The organism is Streptomyces sp. NPDC053541, assembly GCF_044544705.1.
Classification (GTDB): Bacteria; Actinomycetota; Actinomycetes; order Streptomycetales; family Streptomycetaceae; genus Streptomyces.
Map to the genome: position 1 here is coordinate 135082 of NZ_JBITXM010000008.1, position 18824 is coordinate 153905.

The following is an 18824-nucleotide window of genomic DNA, read 5'->3' on the forward strand; positions in this document are numbered from 1 at the left end:
TCCGGTCAGGCGGGAGCGGGGCAGTCGGTGAGCCGGCGCAGCGCGGCGACGGCCCGGGCGGTGATCTCCTCGGGCGTGCCCGAGACGTCGACGGCGACGCCGGCCTCGTCCTCCTGCAGCGGCTGCAGCGTGGCGAACTGGGAGTCGAGGAGCGCGGTCGGCATGAAGTGCCCCTTGCGGGCCCTCATCCGCTGCTCGATCAGCTCCCGGTCCCCGGTCAGGTGCAGGAAGACCACGCCGGGGGCGGCCGCGCGCAGCCGGTCGCGGTAGACCCGCTTGAGCGCGGAGCTGCTCACGACCCCGCCGAGGCCCGCCCGGTCGTGCGCCCACGCGCCGATCGCGTCGAGCCAGGGCTCGCGGTCGCGGTCGTCGAGCGGAACGCCGGCCGACATCTTGGCCACGTTGGCCGCCGGGTGGAAGTCGTCGCCCTCCGCGTACGGGAGGCCGAGCGCCTCGGCGACCAGCGGACCGATCGTCGTCTTGCCGGTTCCTGCGACGCCCATCACGACGACGACCGGGGGACGGCCGGTCGCCGTGCCGGCGTGGGGGGTGGTGCTCATGGGGGGTGCCTCGCTGTCTTCTTCGACATCTTCGACATCGATCCGTCGCGCTCATGAAACCCATTGAGTACGACGTATTCAAGAGTCTGTGACATAAAAGTCGTACTTTTTGTTCCCGGGCTCTGCCCCGGGCTCTGCCCCGGGCTCTGCCCCGGGCTCTGCCCCGGGGTCTGCCCGGGATCCATGCGGGACCGGCGCGGGGTCTGCCCGGGACCCATCCGGGACCCGCCCGGGGGTCGGCCCGGGACCTCTTCGGGGCGCTCCCCACGGCGCCGCGACGGGCTCTCGGGTGTGATCATCGGGCCCCGCCCGCATAGGCTTGCCGCCATGACGACACCGGCCGCTCAGGGGCTCCATCCGCAGGTTCTGTCCACCCTGGGCCTGGCCATCACCGCCGGCGAGTACCCGCCCGGCACCGTGCTGCGCTCCGACGAGCTCGCCGAGCGCTTCGACGTCTCCCGGACCGTGGTGCGCGAGGTCGTCCGCGTCCTCGAGTCCATGCACCTGGTCGAGTCCCGGCGGCGGGTCGGCGTGACCGTGCTGCCCACCGAGCGCTGGAACGTCTACGACCCCCAGGTGATCCGCTGGCGTCTGGCCGGCGCCGACCGGCCCCGCCAGCTGCGCTCGCTCACCGTGCTGCGCTCCGCCGTCGAGCCGGTCGCCGCCGGCCTCGCCGCCCTGAACGCCAGCCCCGAGCAGTGCCGCGAGCTCACCGAGCAGGCCCTCGGCATGGTCGCCACCTCGCGCGGCCGGCAGCTGGAGGCGTACCTGGTGCACGACATCGCGTTCCACCGGGTCGTGCTCAACGCCTCCGGCAACGAGATGTTCGCCCGGCTCGGCGACGTGGTCGCCGAGGTGCTCACCGGCCGCACCCAGCACCAGGTGATGTTCGAGGACCCCGACCCGGCCGCCGTGACCCTGCACGTCCAGGTCGCCGAGGCGGTACGGGAGAAGGACGCGGCCCGCGCCGAGGAGCTGACCCGGCAGATCGCGGTCGGCGCCCTGAAGGAGCTGGACGTCCTCGCCCCGTGAGCGCCCCATGATCGCCCACTGATCGCCCCGTGAGCGCCCCGTGCGGACCGGTCCGGGCGTCGATCGGTGAACCTTCGTTAACTCGTGCGTAACCTCTGAACTACCTCAAATCCGGCTCTTCCGTGATTTCGGCCACAGTCAGTGACCGGGTGTTGCCGTGAGGATGTGCGCTGGCCGTGCCGAGAAGCCCCACAAGGGCACGGCCGGGTACCGCACAGACCCTCCCCCTCACGAAGGCGAACAACTCCATGAGTGACCGCATCACTGCGGCCGACCCGCTGTCCGCCACCCCGGCGGCCTCAGGCACGGCGTCCCCCCACGTCGACGCCGGCGACGCCGGATACCGCAAGGACCTCAAGTCCCGGCACATCAACATGATCGCCATCGGCGGCGCCATCGGCACCGGGCTCTTCCTCGGCGCCGGCGGCCGGATGGCCAACGCCGGACCCTCCCTCTTCATCGCGTACGCGGTGTGCGGCGTCTTCGCCTTCTTCGTGGTCCGTGCCCTCGGCGAGCTCGTGCTCTACCGCCCCTCCTCCGGCGCCTTCGTCTCCTACGCCCGTGAGTTCATGGGCGAGAAGGGCGCCTACACGGCCGGCTGGCTCTACTTCCTCAACTGGTCGACCACCGCCGTCGCCGACATCACCGCCGCCGCGACCTACGCCCACTTCTGGTCGATGTTCAGCGACGTCCCGCAGTGGATCCTCGCGCTGATCGCCCTCGCGGTCGTCCTCGCCGCCAACCTCATCTCCGTGAAGTACTTCGGCGAGATGGAGTTCTGGTTCGCGATCATCAAGGTCGCCGCCCTGGTCGCCTTCATGCTCGTCGGCATCTTCCTCGTCGTCACCCAGCACGACGTCGGCGGCCACACCCCGGGCCTCGCCAACATCACCGACAACGGCGGCATCTTCCCCAACGGCGTCATGCCGATGCTGCTGCTCATCCAGGGCGTCGTCTTCGCCTACGCCTCCGTCGAGCTGTGCGGCGTCGCCGCCGGCGAGACCGAGAACCCCGAGAAGATCATGCCGAAGGCGATCAACTCGATCATGTGGCGGGTCGGCCTCTTCTACGTCGGCTCCGTCGTCCTGCTCGCGCTGATCCTCCCCTTCACCGCGTACTCCGGCGACCAGAGCCCCTTCGTCACCGTCTTCGACAAGCTCGGCATCCCGGGCGCCGCCGGCGTGATGAACCTGGTCGTGCTCACCGCCGCCCTCTCCAGCCTCAACTCGGGCCTCTACTCCACCGGCCGCATCCTGCGCTCCATGTCGCTGGCCGGCTCCGCGCCCAAGTTCACCGGCGTCATGAACAAGGGCGGCGTGCCCTACGGCGGCATCCTGCTCACCGCGGGCTTCGGCGTCGCCGGTGTCGTCCTCAACTACGTCATGCCCGGCGAGGCCTTCGAGCTGGTGCTCAACTTCGCCTCCATCGGCATCATCGGCACCTGGGCCATGATCATGGTGTGCTCGCTGCTCTTCGTCCGCCGCGCCAAGGAGGGCAAGCTCGTCCGGCCGTCCTACCAGCTGCCCTGGGCCCCGTACACCCAGATCGTGACGCTGCTCTTCCTCGGCTCCGTCCTCGTCCTCATGTGGATGGACGGCGGCGTCGGCCGCACCACCGTGGCCTGTCTGCCGCTCATCGCGGCCGCCCTGGTCGGCGGCTGGTTCCTGGTCCGCGGCCGGGTCCGCGCCACCGCGGCCGGCGCCGGGCGCGACTGACCGCCACCCCTCACACCCCCCCACGGGACAAGAGACCCCCGCAGGCACGAACTGCGGGGGTCTCGCGTTGGGCAGGAGAGGGTGGTACGCAAGATCCACACAGCGCACACGAGCTGTCGGAGAAGGGAAGTCCACGATGCCGCAGCAGGTCCAGGGGGTCATCGCCCCCGGAAGGAACGAACCCGTCCGGGTCGAGACGATCGTGATCCCCGATCCCGGCCCCGGCGAGGCCGTGGTGAAGATCCAGGCCTGCGGGGTCTGTCACACCGACCTCCACTACAAGCAGGGCGGGATCAACGACGACTTCCCCTTCCTCCTCGGCCACGAGGCCGCGGGCGTCGTCGAGTCCGTCGGGGCCGGCGTCACCGACGTCGCCCCCGGCGACTTCGTGATCCTCAACTGGCGCGCGGTCTGCGGCCAGTGCCGCGCCTGCCGCCGCGGCCGCCCGTGGTACTGCTTCGCCACCCACAACGCGTCGCAGAGGATGACACTCACCGACGGCACGGAGCTCTCGCCCGCCCTCGGCATCGGCGCCTTCGCCGAGAAGACCCTCGTCCACGCCGGCCAGTGCACCAAGGTCGACCCGGCCGTCGCCCCCGAGATCGCCGGCCTCCTCGGCTGCGGCGTCATGGCCGGCATCGGCGCCGCGATCAACACCGGAAACGTCGGCCGCGGCGACACCGTCGCCGTCATCGGCTGCGGCGGCGTCGGCGACGCGGCCGTCGTCGGCTCCCGGCTCGCCGGAGCCGCCCGGATCATCGCCGTCGACATCGACGACCGCAAGCTCGCCAAGGCCAGGGAGATGGGCGCCACCCACACCGTCAACTCCCGCTCCACCGACCCCGTCGAGGCGGTCCGCGAGCTCACCGGCGGCTTCGGGGCCGACGTCGTCATCGAGGCCGTCGGCCGCCCCGAGACGTACGAGCAGGCCTTCTACGCCCGCGACCTGGCCGGCACCGTCGTCCTCGTCGGCGTCCCCACCCCCGAGATGAGGCTCGAACTGCCCCTGCTCGACGTCTTCGGCCGCGGTGGTGCGCTCAAGTCCTCCTGGTACGGCGACTGCCTGCCCTCCCGCGACTTCCCGATGCTCATCGACCTGCACCAGCAGGGCCGCATCGACCTCGGCGCCTTCGTCACCGAGACCATCGGCCTCGGCGACGTCGAGAAGGCCTTCGCCCGCATGCACGAGGGCGACGTGCTGCGCTCGGTGGTGGTGTTCTGATGGGCGCCCGCATCGACCACCTGGTCACCTCCGGCACCTTCAGCCTCGACGGCGGCACCTGGGAGGTCGACAACAACGTCTGGATCGTCGGCGACGACACCGAGGCGCTCGTCATCGACGCCGCCCACGACGCCGACGCGATCCTCGCCGCCCTGGACGGGCGCGCGCTGCGCGCCATCGTCTGCACCCACGCCCACGACGACCACATCGACGCCGCCCCGGCCCTGGCCGCCGCCACCGGCGCCCGGATCCTGCTCCACCCCGCCGACCAGCCGCTGTGGAAGCTCACCCACCCCGACCACAGCCCGGACGGCGAGCTCGCCGACGGCCAGGTCCTCACCATCGCCGGCACCGACCTGCGGGTCCTGCACACCCCGGGCCACGCCCCCGGCGCGATCAGCCTGCACGCCCCCGAACTGGGCACCGTCTTCACCGGCGACACCCTCTTCCGGGGCGGCCCGGGCGCCACCGGCCGGTCCTACTCGGACTTCCCGACGATCATCGACTCGATCCGTACGAAACTGCTCACCCTGCCGCCGGACACGGTGGTCCGCACCGGCCACGGCGACGCCACCACCATCGGCGAGGAGACCCCGCACCTCGACGAGTGGATCAGCCGAGGCCACTGAGCGCGAGCCGGCTCGTGAAGCTCCGCTCCGCGCCCGTGAGCGGATCGGTGAACTCCAGCCGCCGCGCGAGCAGCTGCAACGGGCGCCCGAAGTCCTCCGGCCCGTCCTCCCGCACCACCGGATAGAACGGGTCGTGCAGGATCGGAAGGCCGAGGGCGTCCATGTGCACCCGCAGCTGATGGGTCCGCCCGGTCACCGGCACCAGCCGGTACCGGGCGAGCCCGCCCCGCCGCTCCACCAGCTCGATCCGGCTCTCGGCGTTCGGCTCGCCCGGCACCTCCCGGGCGGCCATCACCCCGTGCTCCTTCTCGATCCGGCTCCGCGCCGTCACCGGCAGCGCCACCGCCGGGTCGTACGGCGCCACCGCCTCGTACTCCTTGCGCACCCCGCGGTCCCGGAACAGCGTCTGGTACGCCCCCCGGTCCTCCGGCCGCACGACACACAGCACCAGGCCCGCCGTCAGGCGGTCCAGCCGGTGCGCCGGCTGGAGATCCGGCAGGCCGAGCTCCCGCCGCAGCCGTGCGAGCAGCGTCTCGGTCACGTGCCGGCCCCGTGGCATCGTCGCCAGGAAGTGCGGCTTGTCGGCCACCACGATCCGCTCGTCCCGGTGGACCACACCGATCTCGAACGGCACCCGCTCCTCGGCCGGGAAGTCCCGGTGGAACCACAGGTGGCGCCCCGGCTCGCAGGCCTCGCCCCCGTCGACGGCCCGCCCGTCGGCCCCGACGAACCGCCCCTCGCGCAGCATCTCCTCGACCCGCGCGACGCCGACGGCCGCCCCGTACCGCCCGACGAGATACTCGCGCACCGTCTCCGGGAGGGGCTCGGGCCCGTCCGGCAGCCGCACGCGCACGGGGTCGATGCCCTCGCGCTGGGGGAGCGGCGCCGCGGGCGCCTTCGTTCTGCGTCTCACCGGTCCTGCCGCCGTCAACAGAAAAGGCCCCACAGGATGTGGGACCTTTCGTGTGGTGTCCGAGGGGGGACTTGAACCCCCACGCCCGATAAAGGGCACTAGCACCTCAAGCTAGCGCGTCTGCCATTCCGCCACCCGGACGGGGTGCGTCTCCGGGCCGCTGGGCCCTTCCGACGAGGAAAACCATAGCAAACATCTGGGGTGGTCGATCACCACCCCCCGGCCGTCTCGGCATGTGACAGCAGCATGTCGGCCCGTGGTCACCCTTGGGCGCGGGAGGGGGCACGCGGGAGGATGGGGCGATCACACCGGACAGCACGTGGGGCACGTAGTGGGAGGAAGCAGCGTGAGCGAGTCGAACACCGGCCGTGGCGTGACGGGCGAGGACGAGGTCGTCGACCTGTGCCGGGACCTCATCCGCATCGACACCAGCAACTACGGCGACCACTCCGGACCGGGCGAGCGGGCGGCCGCCGAGTACGTCGCGGAGAAGCTCGCCGAGGTCGGGCTCGAACCGAAGATCATCGAGTCGCACCGGGGCCGGGCCTCCACCGTGGCCCGGATCGAGGGCGAGGACCCCTCGCGGCCCGCCCTGCTCATCCACGGGCACACCGACGTCGTGCCGGCCAACGCCGAGGACTGGACCCACCACCCCTTCTCCGGCGAGGTCGCCGACGGCTGCGTGTGGGGCCGCGGCGCGGTCGACATGAAGGACATGGACGCGATGACCCTCGCGGTCGTCCGCGACCGGATGCGCAGCGGCCGCAAGCCCCCGCGCGACGTCGTGCTCGCCTTCCTCGCCGACGAGGAGGCCGGCGGCACCTACGGCGCCCGCCACCTGGTCGACCACCACCGCGACCTGTTCGAGGGCGTGACCGAGGCCATCGGCGAGGTCGGCGGCTTCTCCTTCACGGTCAACGAGAACCTGCGGCTCTACCTGGTGGAGACGGCCCAGAAGGGCATGCACTGGATGCGCCTGACCGTCGAGGGCACCGCCGGGCACGGCTCCATGACCAACGACGACAACGCGATCACCGAGCTGTGCGAGGCCGTCGGCCGGCTCGGCCGCCACCAGTGGCCGGTGCGGGTCACCAAGACCGTGCGGTCCTTCCTGGACGAGCTCTCGGACGCCCTCGGCACCCCGCTGGACCCCGAGGACATGGACGCCACCCTCGCCAAGCTCGGCGGCATCGCCAAGATGGTCGGCGCGACCCTGCGCAACTCCGCCGCCCCGACCATGCTCGGCGCCGGCTACAAGGTCAACGTCATCCCCGGCCAGGCCACCGCGCACGTCGACGGGCGCTTCCTGCCCGGTTACGAGGAGGAGTTCCTGGCCGACCTCGACCGCATCCTCGGCCCGCGCGTGAAGCGCGAGGACGTGCACGGCGACAAGGCCCTGGAGACCAGCTTCGACGGCGCCCTGGTCGACGCCATGCAGCTCGCGCTGCGGGCCGAGGACCCGATCGCGCGCGCCGTGCCGTACATGCTCTCCGGCGGCACCGACGCCAAGTCCTTCGACGACCTCGGCATTCGCTGCTTCGGCTTCGCGCCGCTCCAGCTGCCGCCGGAGCTGGACTTCGCCGGCATGTTCCACGGCGTGGACGAGCGGGTCCCGGTGGACGGCCTCAAGTTCGGCGTGCGCGTCCTGGACCGCTTCCTCGACGCCAGCTGACGGGGCTGCCGGCGAGCACCTGCGGAGACCGGTGAGCTCGGGCGGGCGGCCGGGAAATCGACCGCCCGTCCACGCTCCACCGGAAAGAGTGAATGCCCGAGGAGGCTCGTAGCCCCCCTGAATCCCCCTCGTTACAGGTGGTGCGGTCCGCGGCTGGGACCGCATTGCCAACAAGGAGGAATAATGATCAAGAAGGTCGTCGCTGCTGCGGCTGCCACCGGCGGTCTCGTTCTCGCGGGCGCGGGCATGGCCGTTGCCGACGCGGGTGCCCAGGGTGCGGCCATCGGTTCCCCCGGTGTCCTCTCGGGCAACGTCGTCCAGGTGCCGATCCACGTCCCCGTGAACGTGTGCGGCAACACGGTGTCCATCATCGGGCTGCTGAACCCCGCCTTCGGCAACACCTGCGTCAACGCCTGACGTTCTGTCTCGACCCCTTGAGGGTCCGAGCCCGGACCGGCCCCGGAGTGCGTGCCATGCACTCCGGGGCCGGTGGCCATTTCGTCACGAGCCGAGAAGCAGAGGAACCAGCAATGCGACAGGTCACACGCGTCATCACGCGCAAGAGCATCATCACGGTCGCCGCCGCCGGCGGCATGATCGCCCTCGGCGGGGGGTACGCCCACGCCTCGTCCGGCGCCGCCGGTGCCGCGTCCGACTCGCCGGGCGTCGCGTCCGGCAACACCGTGCAGGCCCCGGTCCACGCGCCGGTCAACGTCTGCGGCAACACGGTCTCCGTCATCGGTCTGCTCAACCCGGTGTCCGGCAACAGCTGCGCCAACCGGAGCGGTTCGAGCACCCCCGGCGGCTACGGGGACGAGGGCTCCCAGGCCGGCGGCCACACCTCCGACTCCCCGGGCGTCGGCTCCGGCAACACCGTCGAGGTGCCGATCGAGGCCCCGGTCAACGTCTGCGGCAACAGCGTCGACGGCGTCGGCGCCGGGAACGCCGCCTACGGCAACGACTGCGGCTACGGCGTCGAGCCGACCACCCCGGGACACCCCGGCACGCCGGAGCAGCCGACCACCCCGGAGACCCCCGGCACCCCGAGCACGCCGCCCGCCGGCGAGAACGAGCACCCCGGCACGCCGACCACCCCCACGACGCCCGAGGGCTCGCACGGGCCGAACACGCCCAGTACCCGCGCGATCACGCCGAACCGGCCCACCGAGGAGCTGGCCAGCACCGGCGCCGGCCCGCTCGGCGTGGCCGTGCCCGCCGCCGCGGGCCTGCTGCTCGCCGGCTCCGTGATCTACCGCCGGGCGAAGCGCGCCGCCTGACCGGCACGCCGCAGGCAGCACGAAGGGGCCCCGCGCTCGCGGGGCCCCTTCCTCGTGCGTCCGGTCCCGGATCCCCGGGACCTCACCAGGTGGCGCGGATCTGACGGATGATGCGGCGCTTCAGGCGCACCCTGCGACTGCCGTCCAGGCGCAGGGTCAGGCGGTCCAACTCCCAGTGTCCGTACTCGGCATGGTCGGTCAGGAGCCGCGTCGTCTCCTTGCGGGAGACACCACGCGGCACGTACACGTCGACAAATTCGTATTCCGGCATCGCATCTATTGTGCGGCCAAGGGCCCGGTACGGATAGCGTCTGTCCTATGTCTGATGCTGCGCAGCCCACCGCTGCCGAGGTACGCGCCGCCGCCGAGGCGGTCAAAGCCGCACTGGACCGTCACCTCGCGGCGGTCGAACGCCGCACCGGGGACGACGACCCGGCCGTCTACGAGGCCTTCAACGCGCTCGCCGCGGCGGCGGAGGCGTACGACGAGGCCCTCTACGACCGGTACGACGAGGTCACGCCCTTCGAGATCCCGGGCGCCGACGACTCCCTGCCGCCCTACGCGGGCCCGGAGGAGCCGCACGCGCTGAGCGTGCTGATCCGCCGCGACTACGCCGTGGTGGAGCCGCAGCGCCTGATCGCCCAGGCCCGCCGGGTCACCGACCTGGACCGGGAGGACGGCGCGGCGACCACGCACGCGGCGCTCGGGATCGTCTTCGGCGAGTACGAACCTGACGAAATCGCGTCCCGGCACAAGGAATTCGGCCTGGAGGAGGGCGACTCCACGCTCTGGGTCGAGGCCGCGGAGGAGCTGCCCGAACCGGGGGACTGGCTGAACGCGCCCTTCGACCACGCCGACCCGGAACGCCTGGTCTGCCGCTTCGACATCAGCGCCGTCTTCGACGACGAGACCGACGAGGACGAGCCGGAGCTCCGGGCCCGCCGGGCCTGAGCCCCCGGCCCGGCCGGGCCGCCGTCACGCGCCGAGGGCGCCCTTCCCGCTCGGCCGCGGGGAGGGCGCCCTCGCGCACGTGCCGGTCAGACCTGCGGCTCGTCCTCGTGCAGCAGCGCCTCCAGGAGGGGGCGCAGCCGGGTGGTGCGCTCCGGGTCGCGGCCCTCGGCCACCGCCCTCGGCAGCTCCTGCTCGACGCCGTGGACGACGGAGAGGTGGTGCTCGGCGCGGCCGAAGGCCGTGTAGACCCAGGCGCGGGTGAGGCCGCCGGCCGCGTCCCCGGGCAGCACCACGACGGCGGCGGGCCAGCGGGCCCCGACGGCCTGGTGGGCGGTGAGCGCCCAGCCGTGCCGCAGTGCGGACTCGACCCGCTCCTTGGGCACCACGACCCGCTCGCCCGCGCAGTCCAGGTGCAGGCCCTCGGCGTCGGCCGAGACGACCGTGCCGGTGACCGTACGTCCCGGGGCGGGGGAGTGGGCGACCCGGTCGCCCGGGTCGAAGCCGCCGAACCGGCCGGGGCCGGGGTTGAGGCGCTGCTTCAGCGCCGCGTTGAGCGCGCGGGTGCCGGCCGAGCCGCCGTGGCCCACCGTGATCACCTGGGTCTGCTCGGCCGGGACGCCGATGGCCCGCGGGATCGAGTCGGCGACCAGCTGCACCGTGCGGTGCACCGCCTCGCCGGCGTCCCGCACCGGGACGATCACGACCTCCTTGCCGGGCGCGTCCACCTGGTTCAGCTCGCCGACGCCGATGCCCGAGACCAGCTCGCCGACCGGGCCGGGGTCGGGCAGGCGCGAGGCGACCCGCGGGACGGCCTTCGTCGCCAGCAGGTCGGCGAAGACCCGGCCGGGGCCCGCCGCCCCCAGCACGTGCGGATCGCCGCTCAGCACCAGACGGCAGCCGTCGGGCAGCGCCTCCACCAGGGTGGCCGCGGTCTCCACGTCCAGCTGCGGCGCGTCCAGGACCACGAGCAGGTCCAGGGCGAGGGCGCCCTCGGCGTCCCGGCCCGGCCCGGCGGCGCCGGAGAGCAGCGCGGCGAGCGGCAGGGCGCCGTCCCTCGCGGTGTGCGCCGCGAGTGCGACCCGCAGCCCGCGCGCCCGGGCGGCCTCGGCCAGGGCGGCCGGCTCGGCGCGGGCGGCCTCGCCGCCGGTGTGCAGCACGAGCCCGTGGGCGCCCGCTGCCCGGGCCGGCTCCGGGCCGTCCCACTCGGCGGGCGTGACGGTACGGATCAGCCGGGCCAGGCCGTCGGCGAGGCTCTCCTCCGCCAGCGCGTACCGCTCCAGGCCCAGCAGCACCGGCACGGCGGCGTCGGCGGCGGGGGCCGGGGCGGCCGCCCCGGCCTCGTCCTCGGCGCCGTCCCCGGGCTCCTCCGGCTCGTCCTCCTCTTCCTGGAAGACCAGGACCGCGGCCTCGGACACCGCGAGGTCGACGGCCTTGTCCGGCTCCGGCACGGACAGCCGGGCGAGGGCGTCCCGCACGGCGCCGATCTCCAGGGCGGTGTGGCCCTTGAGGGCGGCCTGATCGAGCAACCAGGCGGTGAGGGCCACGGCGCGGCGCGGGTCGGCGGGGCCGCACTCCGCGCCGAGCAGTGCCCGGGCGAAGCCGTCGGCCTGCTCGGGGCGCACGCCCGGCACCGCGAGCAGCTGCCAGGGGTCGTCGGCGAGGGCCCGGGCGGCGCCCTCGCCGAGGGCGGCGGCCACCGGGGCGGCCAGCGTGTCGGGGGCCCCGCCGCGCTGGAGCACCTGCCGGACGGCGGCCGTGGTCTCCTCGGTCACCACGGGGGCCTCGGCGGCCCGCGGGCGCACCGTGGTCTCCGGCGCCGCCGGGGCGGTGCGCTCCGGGGCGGGCGCGGGGACCGGCGCCGCCGCGCGGGGCACCGAGACCGGCCGCTCGCCGCTCTCCACCGCCCGGACCGCGGCGAGCAGGTCGGCGGCGGTGCCGGTCAGCTTGCCGCCCGCCTCGACGGGGGCGCCCCGCTCGGCCTTGCGGCGCTCGATCTTCTCCCGCAGCTCCCGCTGCGCGGCCAGCTCGGCCTGGGCCTCGGTCAGCTCGGGCGCGGCCTCCTCGGTGCCGGGCTCCGCCGCGGCCGTCCCGGGCTGCTCCGCCGCGCCCGGCTCCTCGTCGGCCGCGGGCGGCGCGACGGGCGCCTCCGGGGCCTCGGCGGTGGGCTCGGCGGCCTCGGGCGGCGCGGTGTCGCCGGAAGGCTCGGTCACAAGGTGCTCCAGTCGTGATCCGGGTAGCGGTGCACGGGCGCCGACACGTCGTCGAGGGCCCGGCAGATCTCGTCAGGAAGACTAAGGCTCTCCACTGACAGAGCGGCCGCGAGCTGCCGCGCGTTGCGCGCGCCGACGATCGGCGCGGTGACCCCGGGGCGGTCGCGGACCCAGGCGAGGGCGACGTGCAGCGGGGTGGTGGCGAGGCCGTCGGCGGCCGTGCGCACCGCGTCGACGATCCGGCTCGCGGTCTCGTCGAGATAGGGCTCGACGAAGGGTGCCAGGGCCTCCGAGCCGCCGCGCGAGTCGGCCGGGGTGCCGTTCCGGTACTTGCCCGTGAGGACCCCGCGGCCCAGCGGCGAGGAGGGCAGCAGGCCGATGCCGAGGTCCAGGGCGGCGGGCAGGACCTCGCGCTCGACGCCGCGCTGGAGCAGCGAGTACTCCATCTGCGTCCCGGCCAGGCGGGTGCGGTCCCCGGCGAGCTGCCAGGTGCCGGCCTTGGCCAGCTGCCAGCCGCAGAAGCCCGCCACGCCCACATAGCGCGCCCGGCCGGTGCGCACGGCGATGTCCAGGGCCTGGAGGGACTCCTCCAGCGGGGTGTGCGGGTCGTGGGCGTGCAGCTGCCAGAGGTCCACGTGGTCGGTGCCGAGCCGGGCCAGGGAGGCGTCGAGCGCGGCCAGCAGGTGGCCGCGCGAGCCGTCCGTGCGCCGGTCGGGGTCGGGCACGCTGCCCGCCTTGGTGGAGATCACGAGCTCCTGGCGCGGCACCAGGCCGGACCGCTCGTCGATCAGCCGCCCCAGCAGATACTCGGCCTCGCCGCCCCCGTAGACGTCGGCGGTGTCCACGAGCGTGCCGCCCGCGTCCCAGAACGCCTTCAACTGCTCGGCCGCGTCGTGCTCGTCGGTGTCCCGGCCCCAGGTGAGGGTGCCGAGCCCGAGCCGGGACACGCGCAGGCCGGTACGTCCGAGATGCCTCTGCTCCATGGGCGCGAGATTACTGGCCACGGCACCACGCGGAGAGACCCTGTGGACAACCTGTCCACAGCCCACCCGTTCGAGGCGCCACCACCCCGCCGCGCCGGGGCGGCGCCCGGCCCCGGCGGGCTCCTGACGAACGCCCCGGGTGCGCGCTAGAGTCCCCGCACAGGGACGTTACCGATGGGTAAGGGGTACGTGGCATGCGGCTCGGCATCAACCTCGGCTACTGGGGCGCGGGCATGGACGGCGACAACCTGGCCGTGGCCCAGGAGGCGGACCGCCTCGGCTACGACGTGTGCTGGGCGGCGGAGGCCTACGGCTCCGACGCCCCCACCGTGCTGTCCTGGGTCGCCGCCAAGACGGAGCGGATCGACGTCGGCTCGGCGATCATGCAGATCCCGGCCCGCCAGCCCGCCATGACGGCGATGACCGCCGCCACGCTCGACTCGCTCTCCGGCGGCCGCTTCCGGCTCGGCCTCGGCGTCTCGGGCCCGCAGGTCTCCGAGGGCTGGTACGGCGTCAAGTTCGACAAGCCGCTCGCCCGCACGCGCGAGTACGTGGAGATCGTCCGCAAGGCGATGAGCCGCGAGCGCCTCACCCACCAGGGCGAGCACTGGACGCTGCCGCTGCCGGACGGCCCCGGCAAGCCGATCAAGCTCACCGTCCACCCGACCCGCCCGCACATCCCGCTCTACATCGCGGCGATCGGCCCGAAGAACCTGGAGCAGACCGGCGAGATCGCCGACGGCGCGCTGCTCATCTTCCCGGCCGCCGAGCACCTGGAGGAGACCACCCTGCGGCACCTGCGCGCGGGGCGCGAGAAGGCCGGCCTGACCATGGACGGCTTCGACGTCCACCCCACCCTGCCGATCGCCCTCGGCGAGGACGTCGACGCGCTCGCCGACATGTTCCGCCCCTACACCGCGCTGTACGTCGGCGGCATGGGCAGCCGCAAGCAGAACTTCTACAACCAGCTCGCCCAGCGGATGGGGTACGAGAAGGAGGCCGCCGAGATCCAGGACAAGTACCTGGCCGGCGACAAGGACGGCGCCGCGGCGGCCGTGCCGCGCTCGCTGATCGACCAGACCGCGCTGCTCGGCGGCGTCGACCGGATCGCCGACCGGATGCGGGCCTACGCCTCCGCCGGGGTCACCACGCTGACGCTCGCCCCGGCCGGCTTCACGCTCGACGAGCGGATCGCGGCGCTCCGGGCGGGCGTGGAGGCCCTGGAGCGGGCCGGCCTCGCCTCGTAACCCCCGGCCCGCCCCCGTACGGAAGGACCCCGCGGCCGTGGTGGGGGCTCGGGGGTCTTCCCCGCCACGGCCGTCACGCAGCACAACGCGCGAGGGCGCCGGGAGTTACGCGCCCCGCGCGCCCCGGCGGCCCCTCCCGCTTCCCTCGTTCGGCGCAGCCCCCGCCGCCCTCGTGTTGCCCGACCCCGCGCGGCGCACTTGACTCGTACTCCACGGGCGTGCGGCGTGCGGACGTCCGCATGGAGGTGGCAGCCATGCTCACGGCCAAAGGCCTGTTCCAGGAAATCATCGACAACGACGACTCCTTCCGGCTCTTCTGCTCCATCGCCGCCAGCGGCGAGGCCCAGGGCGGCTGGGAGAACGGCCGGATCGCGGCCCTCGTCGCCCCCGGCATGCGCGACCTGGCGCCCAAGATCACCCGGCACGGCGCCGACGAGGACAAGCACGGCCGGATCTTCAACGCCCTGCTCAGGAAGCGCGGCCTCGAACCGGTGCCGGTGCCGCCGGAGACCGACTACACGATGCTCCTGGAGCGGCGCGGCATCGGCCTCGCCCACGACAAGCTGCGCCGCGACGAGCCGCTGACCGAGGAGGACATCGTCGTCTACCTCGCGCACAGCCGGGTCACCGAGCAGCGCGCGGCCGAGCAGATGATCATGCTCGTGCGCTACTTCGGGGACGACCCCGTGCTCGGCAAGGCCATCCGCATGATCGACAACGACGAGACCAACCACCTCTCGTACTGCCACGAGGAGCTGCTCCGCCTCAACTACGAGGGCCACGGGCGGCTCATCCAGCGCACCCTCCGGGAGTCCGCGCTGGCCGAGATCCAGGTCTACCGAGACGTCAGCCTCGCCGTGATGAGCCACATGGGCCGCATCCTGCGCTGGCCGAAGGCCAAGGCGGCCGCGCTCGCCGCCGGCATCCACGGGATGTACGCCTGGGAGCGGGCGGCCGGCTGGCACCGCGCCGTCTCCCTGAGGATGCCCGAGCGCCGCGACGCCCTCGGCGGCCCCGCCGCGCCCATCCCGGCCTTCTGACCCGGACGGGCCGGCCGGGTCCCGCGGCTCACATCCAGCCGCGCCGCTTGAACAGCCGGTACAGACCCGCCACGACCCCCGCCATCAGCAGGATCACCACCGGATAGGACCACACCCAGCGCAGCTCCGGCATGTGCTCGAAGTTCATGCCGTAGATCCCGGCGACCATGGTGGGGACCGCCGCCATGGCGGCCCAGGCCGAGATCTTGCGCATGTCGTCGTTCTGCCGCACGCCCATCTGCGCCAGGTGCGCCGACAGCACGTCCGAGAGCAGCCGGTCCAGACCCTCGACCTGCTCGTTGGCCCGCAGCAGATGGTCCTGCACGTCCCGGAAGAACGGCATCGCCTCCGCGTGCACGAAGGGCACCGAGCCCGTCACGAGCCGGGCCACCGGACCGGCCAGCGGGCCGCTCGCCCGGCGGAACTCCAGGACCTGCCGCTTGGCCGTGTAGATCCGCTCCGCGGTCCGCGCCGGATGGCCGCCGGCCGGCGCGAAGACGTCGGCCTCCAGCTCCTCCAGGTCGACCTGGAGCTCCCCGGCCACCTCTATGTAGTGGTCCACCACCGCGTCGCCGATCGCGTACAGCACCGCGGTCGGCCCGTGCCGCAGCACCTCGGGCTCGGCCTCCAGACGCCTGCGCACCGCCGCCAGCGGCGAGCCCACGCCGTGCCGCACGGTCACGACGAAGGAGTCGCCGATGAACAGCATCAGCTCGCCCGACGAGACCCGGTCGCTCTCCGGCTCGTACACCACCGGCTTCAGCACCACGAACAGCGAGTCGTCGTACACCTCCAGCTTGGGCCGCTGATGCGCCTTCAAGGCGTCCTCCACGGCCAGCGGGTGCAGCGCGAACTCCGCCGACACGTGCTCGAACTCCTCCTCCGTCGGCTCGTGCAGCCCCACCCACAGGAAGGCGTCGCCCGTCGCCCGCGCCTCCGCCAGCGCGTCGGACAGGTCGGCCGGGCCCTTCGTCCTGCGGCCGGCACGGTAAATGGCAGAGTCCACGATCACGCGCCGTATTGTCCCCCGGCCGCCGCCGCCGCGCACCCTCCGCGTGGCCCGGAAGCGCGCCCCGCCGTACCGCACCGCGCCCGCCGGCGGTCCCCACGCGCGCGTGCGGACGCCTACGCTGGCCCCCATGGCCACCCTGATCCTCGTACGGCACGGACGCTCCACCGCCAACACCTCCGGTGTGCTCGCCGGGCGGACGCCCGGGATCGCACTCGACGAGCGGGGCGCCGCCCAGGCCGCCGCCCTGCCCGCCCGGCTCGCCGGAGTGCCGCTCGCCGCCGTCGTCTCCAGCCCGCTCCAGCGCTGCCACGAGACCGTCCGGCCGCTGCTCGACGCCCGCCCCGGACTCCCGCTGCACACCGAGGAGCGGATCAGCGAGTGCGACTACGGCGACTGGTCGGGCCGCAAGCTCGCCGAGCTGATGGACGAGCCGCTGATGGAGGTGGTGCAGGGGCACGCCTCGGCCGCCGCCTTCCCCGGCGGCGAGTCGATGCGCGCCATGCAGGCCCGCGCCGTGGACGCGGTGCGCGACTGGAACGCCCGGATCGAGGCGGAGCACGGCGAGGACGCCGTCTACGCGATGTGCTCCCACGGCGACATCATCAAGGCGCTCGTCGCCGACGCCCTCGGCCTCCACCTCGACCTCTTCCAGCGCATCCAGGTCGACCCCTGCTCGGTCACCGCGATCCGCTACACCCGGCTCCGGCCCTTCCTGCTGCGGCTCGGCGACACCGGCGAACTGTCCGGCCTGGCCCCCCGCGAGACCCCGGGCGACCAGGGGGCGGCGGAGGTCGGGGGCGGTGCGGGCGCACCGTGATCCATCCGCGCAGTAGGGTGGACGCGCCGCGGTAGACCGCTGCGCGCGACCGCCGACGGCAGCGGCACCCGCCCACGGCCGCGGCACCACAGTCGAGACAGTCGAGACCCGAGGGAGTCAGGAACGTGTCCCGTCAGGTGTTCCTCTACGACCCACCGGAGCGTTTCGTGGCCGGCACGGTCGGGCTGCCTGGCCGCCGGACGTTCTTCCTGCAGGCGTCCGCGGCCGGCCGCGTCACCAGCGTCGCCCTGGAGAAGACGCAGGTCGCGGCCCTGGCCGAGCGGATCGACGAGCTGCTCGACGAGGTCGTCCGGCGCACCGGGGGCAACGCCCCGGTGCCCGCCGTCGCCCCCGCCGAGATCGCGGACACCGCGCCCCTGGACACCCCCGTCGAGGAGGAGTTCCGGGTCGGCACCATGGCGCTCGCCTGGGACGGCGAGGAGCAGCGCATGATCGTCGAGGCGCAGGCGCTCGTCGAGCTCGACGCGGACTCCGAGGAGGACCTCGCCGAGGCCGAGGAGCGGCTGCTCCAGGACGAGGAGAACGGCCCGCCGATGCTGCGGGTGCGGCTCACCGGCGCCCAGGCCAGGGCCTTCGCCAAGCGCGCCCTCGACGTGGTCAACGCCGGCCGCCCGCCGTGCCCGCTGTGCAGCCTCCCGCTCGACCCCGAGGGGCACGTCTGCCCCCGCCAGAACGGATACCGTCGCGGCGCATGAGCGGCCACCAGGGGACCCTGAGCACCCTCGACCTGCTCGCCGCGGGGGAGCTGACCGTCGTCGGACAGGTCCGCGAGGCGTCCAACGCGGTGCTGTTCTGCTCCGTCGCCCACGAGGGCGAGCGGGTGGACTGCGTCTACAAGCCGGTGGCCGGTGAGCAACCGCTCTGGGACTTCCCCGACGGCACCCTCGCCCAGCGCGAGGTGGCCGCCTTCGAGCTGTCCGAGGCGACCGGCTGGGGCCTGGTCCCACCGACCGTGCTGCGCGACGGGCCGTACGGCGAGGGCATGGTGCAGCTCTGGGTCGAGCCCGACCCCGCGGCGCGGCTGCTCGCCCTGGTCGAGGACGACGAGGCGGGGGAGGGCTGGAAGGCCGTGGGGCCCGCCCGGATCGCCGAGGACCGCACCGCGCTGCTCGTCCACGCCGACACCCCCGAGCTGCGCCGACTCGCCGTCCTGGACGCCGTCATCAACAACGGCGACCGCAAGGGCGGGCACCTGCTGCCCGCGCCGGACGGGCGCCTGTACGGGATCGACCACGGCGTCTCCTTCCACGTCGAGGACAAGCTGCGCACCCTGCTGTGGGGCTGGGCGGGCGAGGACCTGACGGACGAGGCCGTGACGGTCCTCACCCGTCTGGACGCGCTGCTGGCCCCCGGCACTCCCCTGGCGGAACGGCTCGGGAAGCTGCTGACCGTCGCCGAGGTCGTCGCCCTGCGGAAGCGGGTCGCCGCGCTGCGCGGGACCGGGCGCCATCCCGTACCGTCGGGGCGGTGGCCGGCCATCCCCTGGCCGCCGGTCTGAGGGCCTCTCCGCGCCGCGGCCGATG

At 73.7% G+C, this 18824-nt stretch carries 19 protein-coding genes and 1 tRNA gene; 13 read left to right on the top strand and 7 right to left on the bottom strand.

Translation table 11 applies throughout. The features are described 5' to 3' along the window. Positions 1–5: 5 nt before the first annotated feature. Positions 6–560, bottom strand: coding sequence for a gluconokinase (locus tag ACIGW2_RS21285; protein WP_361580232.1), 555 nt, complete (start codon positions 558–560; stop codon positions 6–8). A 327-nt stretch (positions 561–887) separates the two neighbouring features. On the opposite strand from ACIGW2_RS21285, the gene ACIGW2_RS21290 reads away from it, so the two are divergent. The 4 genes from ACIGW2_RS21290 (at position 888) to ACIGW2_RS21305 (ending at position 5158) form a co-directional block, all read left to right on the top strand. Then, positions 888–1592: an FCD domain-containing protein gene (locus ACIGW2_RS21290; RefSeq protein WP_361580230.1), complete on the top strand. Its 705-nt coding sequence runs from the start codon at positions 888–890 to the stop codon at positions 1590–1592. A gap of 248 nt (positions 1593–1840) precedes the next feature. Next, complete coding sequence (locus ACIGW2_RS21295; RefSeq protein ID WP_361580228.1) at positions 1841–3307, top strand: amino acid permease; 1467 nt, start codon at positions 1841–1843, stop codon at positions 3305–3307. A 136-nt stretch (positions 3308–3443) separates the two neighbouring features. Beyond that, positions 3444–4529 (top strand): S-(hydroxymethyl)mycothiol dehydrogenase, encoded by a 1086-nt coding sequence (locus ACIGW2_RS21300; protein ID WP_356076239.1) that lies wholly within the window; start codon positions 3444–3446, stop codon positions 4527–4529. Beyond that, positions 4529–5158 carry an MBL fold metallo-hydrolase gene (locus ACIGW2_RS21305; protein ID WP_399845098.1) on the top strand — a complete coding sequence of 210 codons (630 nt, stop codon included), beginning with the start codon at positions 4529–4531 and terminating at the stop codon, positions 5156–5158. Before ACIGW2_RS21300 ends, ACIGW2_RS21305 begins: the two co-directional genes overlap by 1 nt. Here ACIGW2_RS21305 and ACIGW2_RS21310 read toward each other — a convergent pair. Both ACIGW2_RS21310 and ACIGW2_RS21315 read right to left on the bottom strand, forming a co-directional pair. After that, positions 5142–6071: an RluA family pseudouridine synthase gene (locus ACIGW2_RS21310; protein ID WP_399845101.1), complete on the bottom strand. Its 930-nt coding sequence runs from the start codon at positions 6069–6071 to the stop codon at positions 5142–5144. The genes ACIGW2_RS21305 and ACIGW2_RS21310 overlap by 17 nt on opposite strands. A 53-nt stretch (positions 6072–6124) precedes the next feature. Next, positions 6125–6212, bottom strand: a tRNA-Leu gene (locus tag ACIGW2_RS21315). 205 nt (positions 6213–6417) lie between these two features. Between ACIGW2_RS21315 and ACIGW2_RS21320 the strand changes: the two genes are divergently transcribed. From ACIGW2_RS21320 to ACIGW2_RS21330, 3 genes are all read left to right on the top strand, one after another. Continuing rightward, complete coding sequence (locus ACIGW2_RS21320) at positions 6418–7743, top strand: M20/M25/M40 family metallo-hydrolase (protein ID WP_361580220.1); 1326 nt, start codon at positions 6418–6420, stop codon at positions 7741–7743. A 183-nt stretch (positions 7744–7926) separates the two neighbouring features. Beyond that, on the top strand, positions 7927–8160 hold the full coding sequence (chpH, locus tag ACIGW2_RS21325) for a chaplin ChpH (RefSeq protein ID WP_356076250.1): 234 nt from the start codon (positions 7927–7929) through the stop codon (positions 8158–8160). Positions 8161–8273: 113 nt separating this feature from the next. Next, positions 8274–9020: a chaplin gene (locus tag ACIGW2_RS21330; RefSeq protein WP_391653896.1), complete on the top strand. Its 747-nt coding sequence runs from the start codon at positions 8274–8276 to the stop codon at positions 9018–9020. Between the two features lie 82 nt (positions 9021–9102). Here the strand turns inward: ACIGW2_RS21330 and ACIGW2_RS21335 are convergent, their stop codons facing one another. After that, positions 9103–9291, bottom strand: coding sequence for a DUF5703 family protein (locus tag ACIGW2_RS21335; protein WP_356076255.1), 189 nt, complete (start codon positions 9289–9291; stop codon positions 9103–9105). A 47-nt stretch (positions 9292–9338) separates the two neighbouring features. Here ACIGW2_RS21335 and ACIGW2_RS21340 point away from each other — a divergent pair, with 47 nt between their 5' ends. Further along, the gene (locus tag ACIGW2_RS21340; RefSeq protein ID WP_391653895.1) at positions 9339–9971 is read left to right on the top strand and encodes a hypothetical protein; all 633 of its coding nucleotides are present in this window, start codon (positions 9339–9341) and stop codon (positions 9969–9971) included. Positions 9972–10057: 86 nt separating this feature from the next. Here ACIGW2_RS21340 and ACIGW2_RS21345 read toward each other — a convergent pair whose 3' ends face one another. Continuing rightward, a complete protein-coding gene (locus tag ACIGW2_RS21345; protein ID WP_399845106.1) occupies positions 10058–12181 on the bottom strand; it encodes a helix-hairpin-helix domain-containing protein in 2124 nt (707 codons plus the stop codon). After that, positions 12178–13164 carry an aldo/keto reductase gene (locus tag ACIGW2_RS21350; RefSeq protein WP_356067290.1) on the bottom strand — a complete coding sequence of 329 codons (987 nt, stop codon included), beginning with the start codon at positions 13162–13164 and terminating at the stop codon, positions 12178–12180. The genes ACIGW2_RS21345 and ACIGW2_RS21350 overlap by 4 nt, the downstream gene beginning before the upstream one ends. A gap of 194 nt (positions 13165–13358) precedes the next feature. Between ACIGW2_RS21350 and ACIGW2_RS21355 the strand changes: the two genes are divergently transcribed. After that, positions 13359–14411: an LLM class F420-dependent oxidoreductase gene (locus tag ACIGW2_RS21355; RefSeq protein WP_356067292.1), complete on the top strand. Its 1053-nt coding sequence runs from the start codon at positions 13359–13361 to the stop codon at positions 14409–14411. Positions 14412–14665: 254 nt separating this feature from the next. Further along, positions 14666–15451: a ferritin-like domain-containing protein gene (locus ACIGW2_RS21360; protein WP_399845109.1), complete on the top strand. Its 786-nt coding sequence runs from the start codon at positions 14666–14668 to the stop codon at positions 15449–15451. Positions 15452–15479: 28 nt separating this feature from the next. Here the strand turns inward: ACIGW2_RS21360 and ACIGW2_RS21365 are convergent, their stop codons facing one another. Beyond that, positions 15480–16472: a magnesium and cobalt transport protein CorA gene (locus ACIGW2_RS21365; protein WP_361580429.1), complete on the bottom strand. Its 993-nt coding sequence runs from the start codon at positions 16470–16472 to the stop codon at positions 15480–15482. Between the two features lie 118 nt (positions 16473–16590). On the opposite strand from ACIGW2_RS21365, the gene ACIGW2_RS21370 reads away from it, so the two are divergent. The 3 genes from ACIGW2_RS21370 to ACIGW2_RS21380 all read left to right on the top strand — a co-directional run bounded on the left by ACIGW2_RS21370 (position 16591) and on the right by ACIGW2_RS21380 (position 18799). Beyond that, positions 16591–17280, top strand: a complete 690-nt coding sequence (locus tag ACIGW2_RS21370) for a histidine phosphatase family protein (RefSeq protein WP_361580208.1) — start codon at positions 16591–16593, stop codon at positions 17278–17280. A 125-nt stretch (positions 17281–17405) separates the two neighbouring features. Further along, positions 17406–17996, top strand: coding sequence for a DUF3090 domain-containing protein (locus ACIGW2_RS21375; protein WP_356067296.1), 591 nt, complete (start codon positions 17406–17408; stop codon positions 17994–17996). After that, a complete protein-coding gene (locus ACIGW2_RS21380) occupies positions 17960–18799 on the top strand; it encodes an SCO1664 family protein (protein ID WP_391653977.1) in 840 nt (279 codons plus the stop codon). The genes ACIGW2_RS21375 and ACIGW2_RS21380 overlap by 37 nt, the downstream gene beginning before the upstream one ends. The last annotated feature ends 25 nt before the right edge of the window (positions 18800–18824 follow it).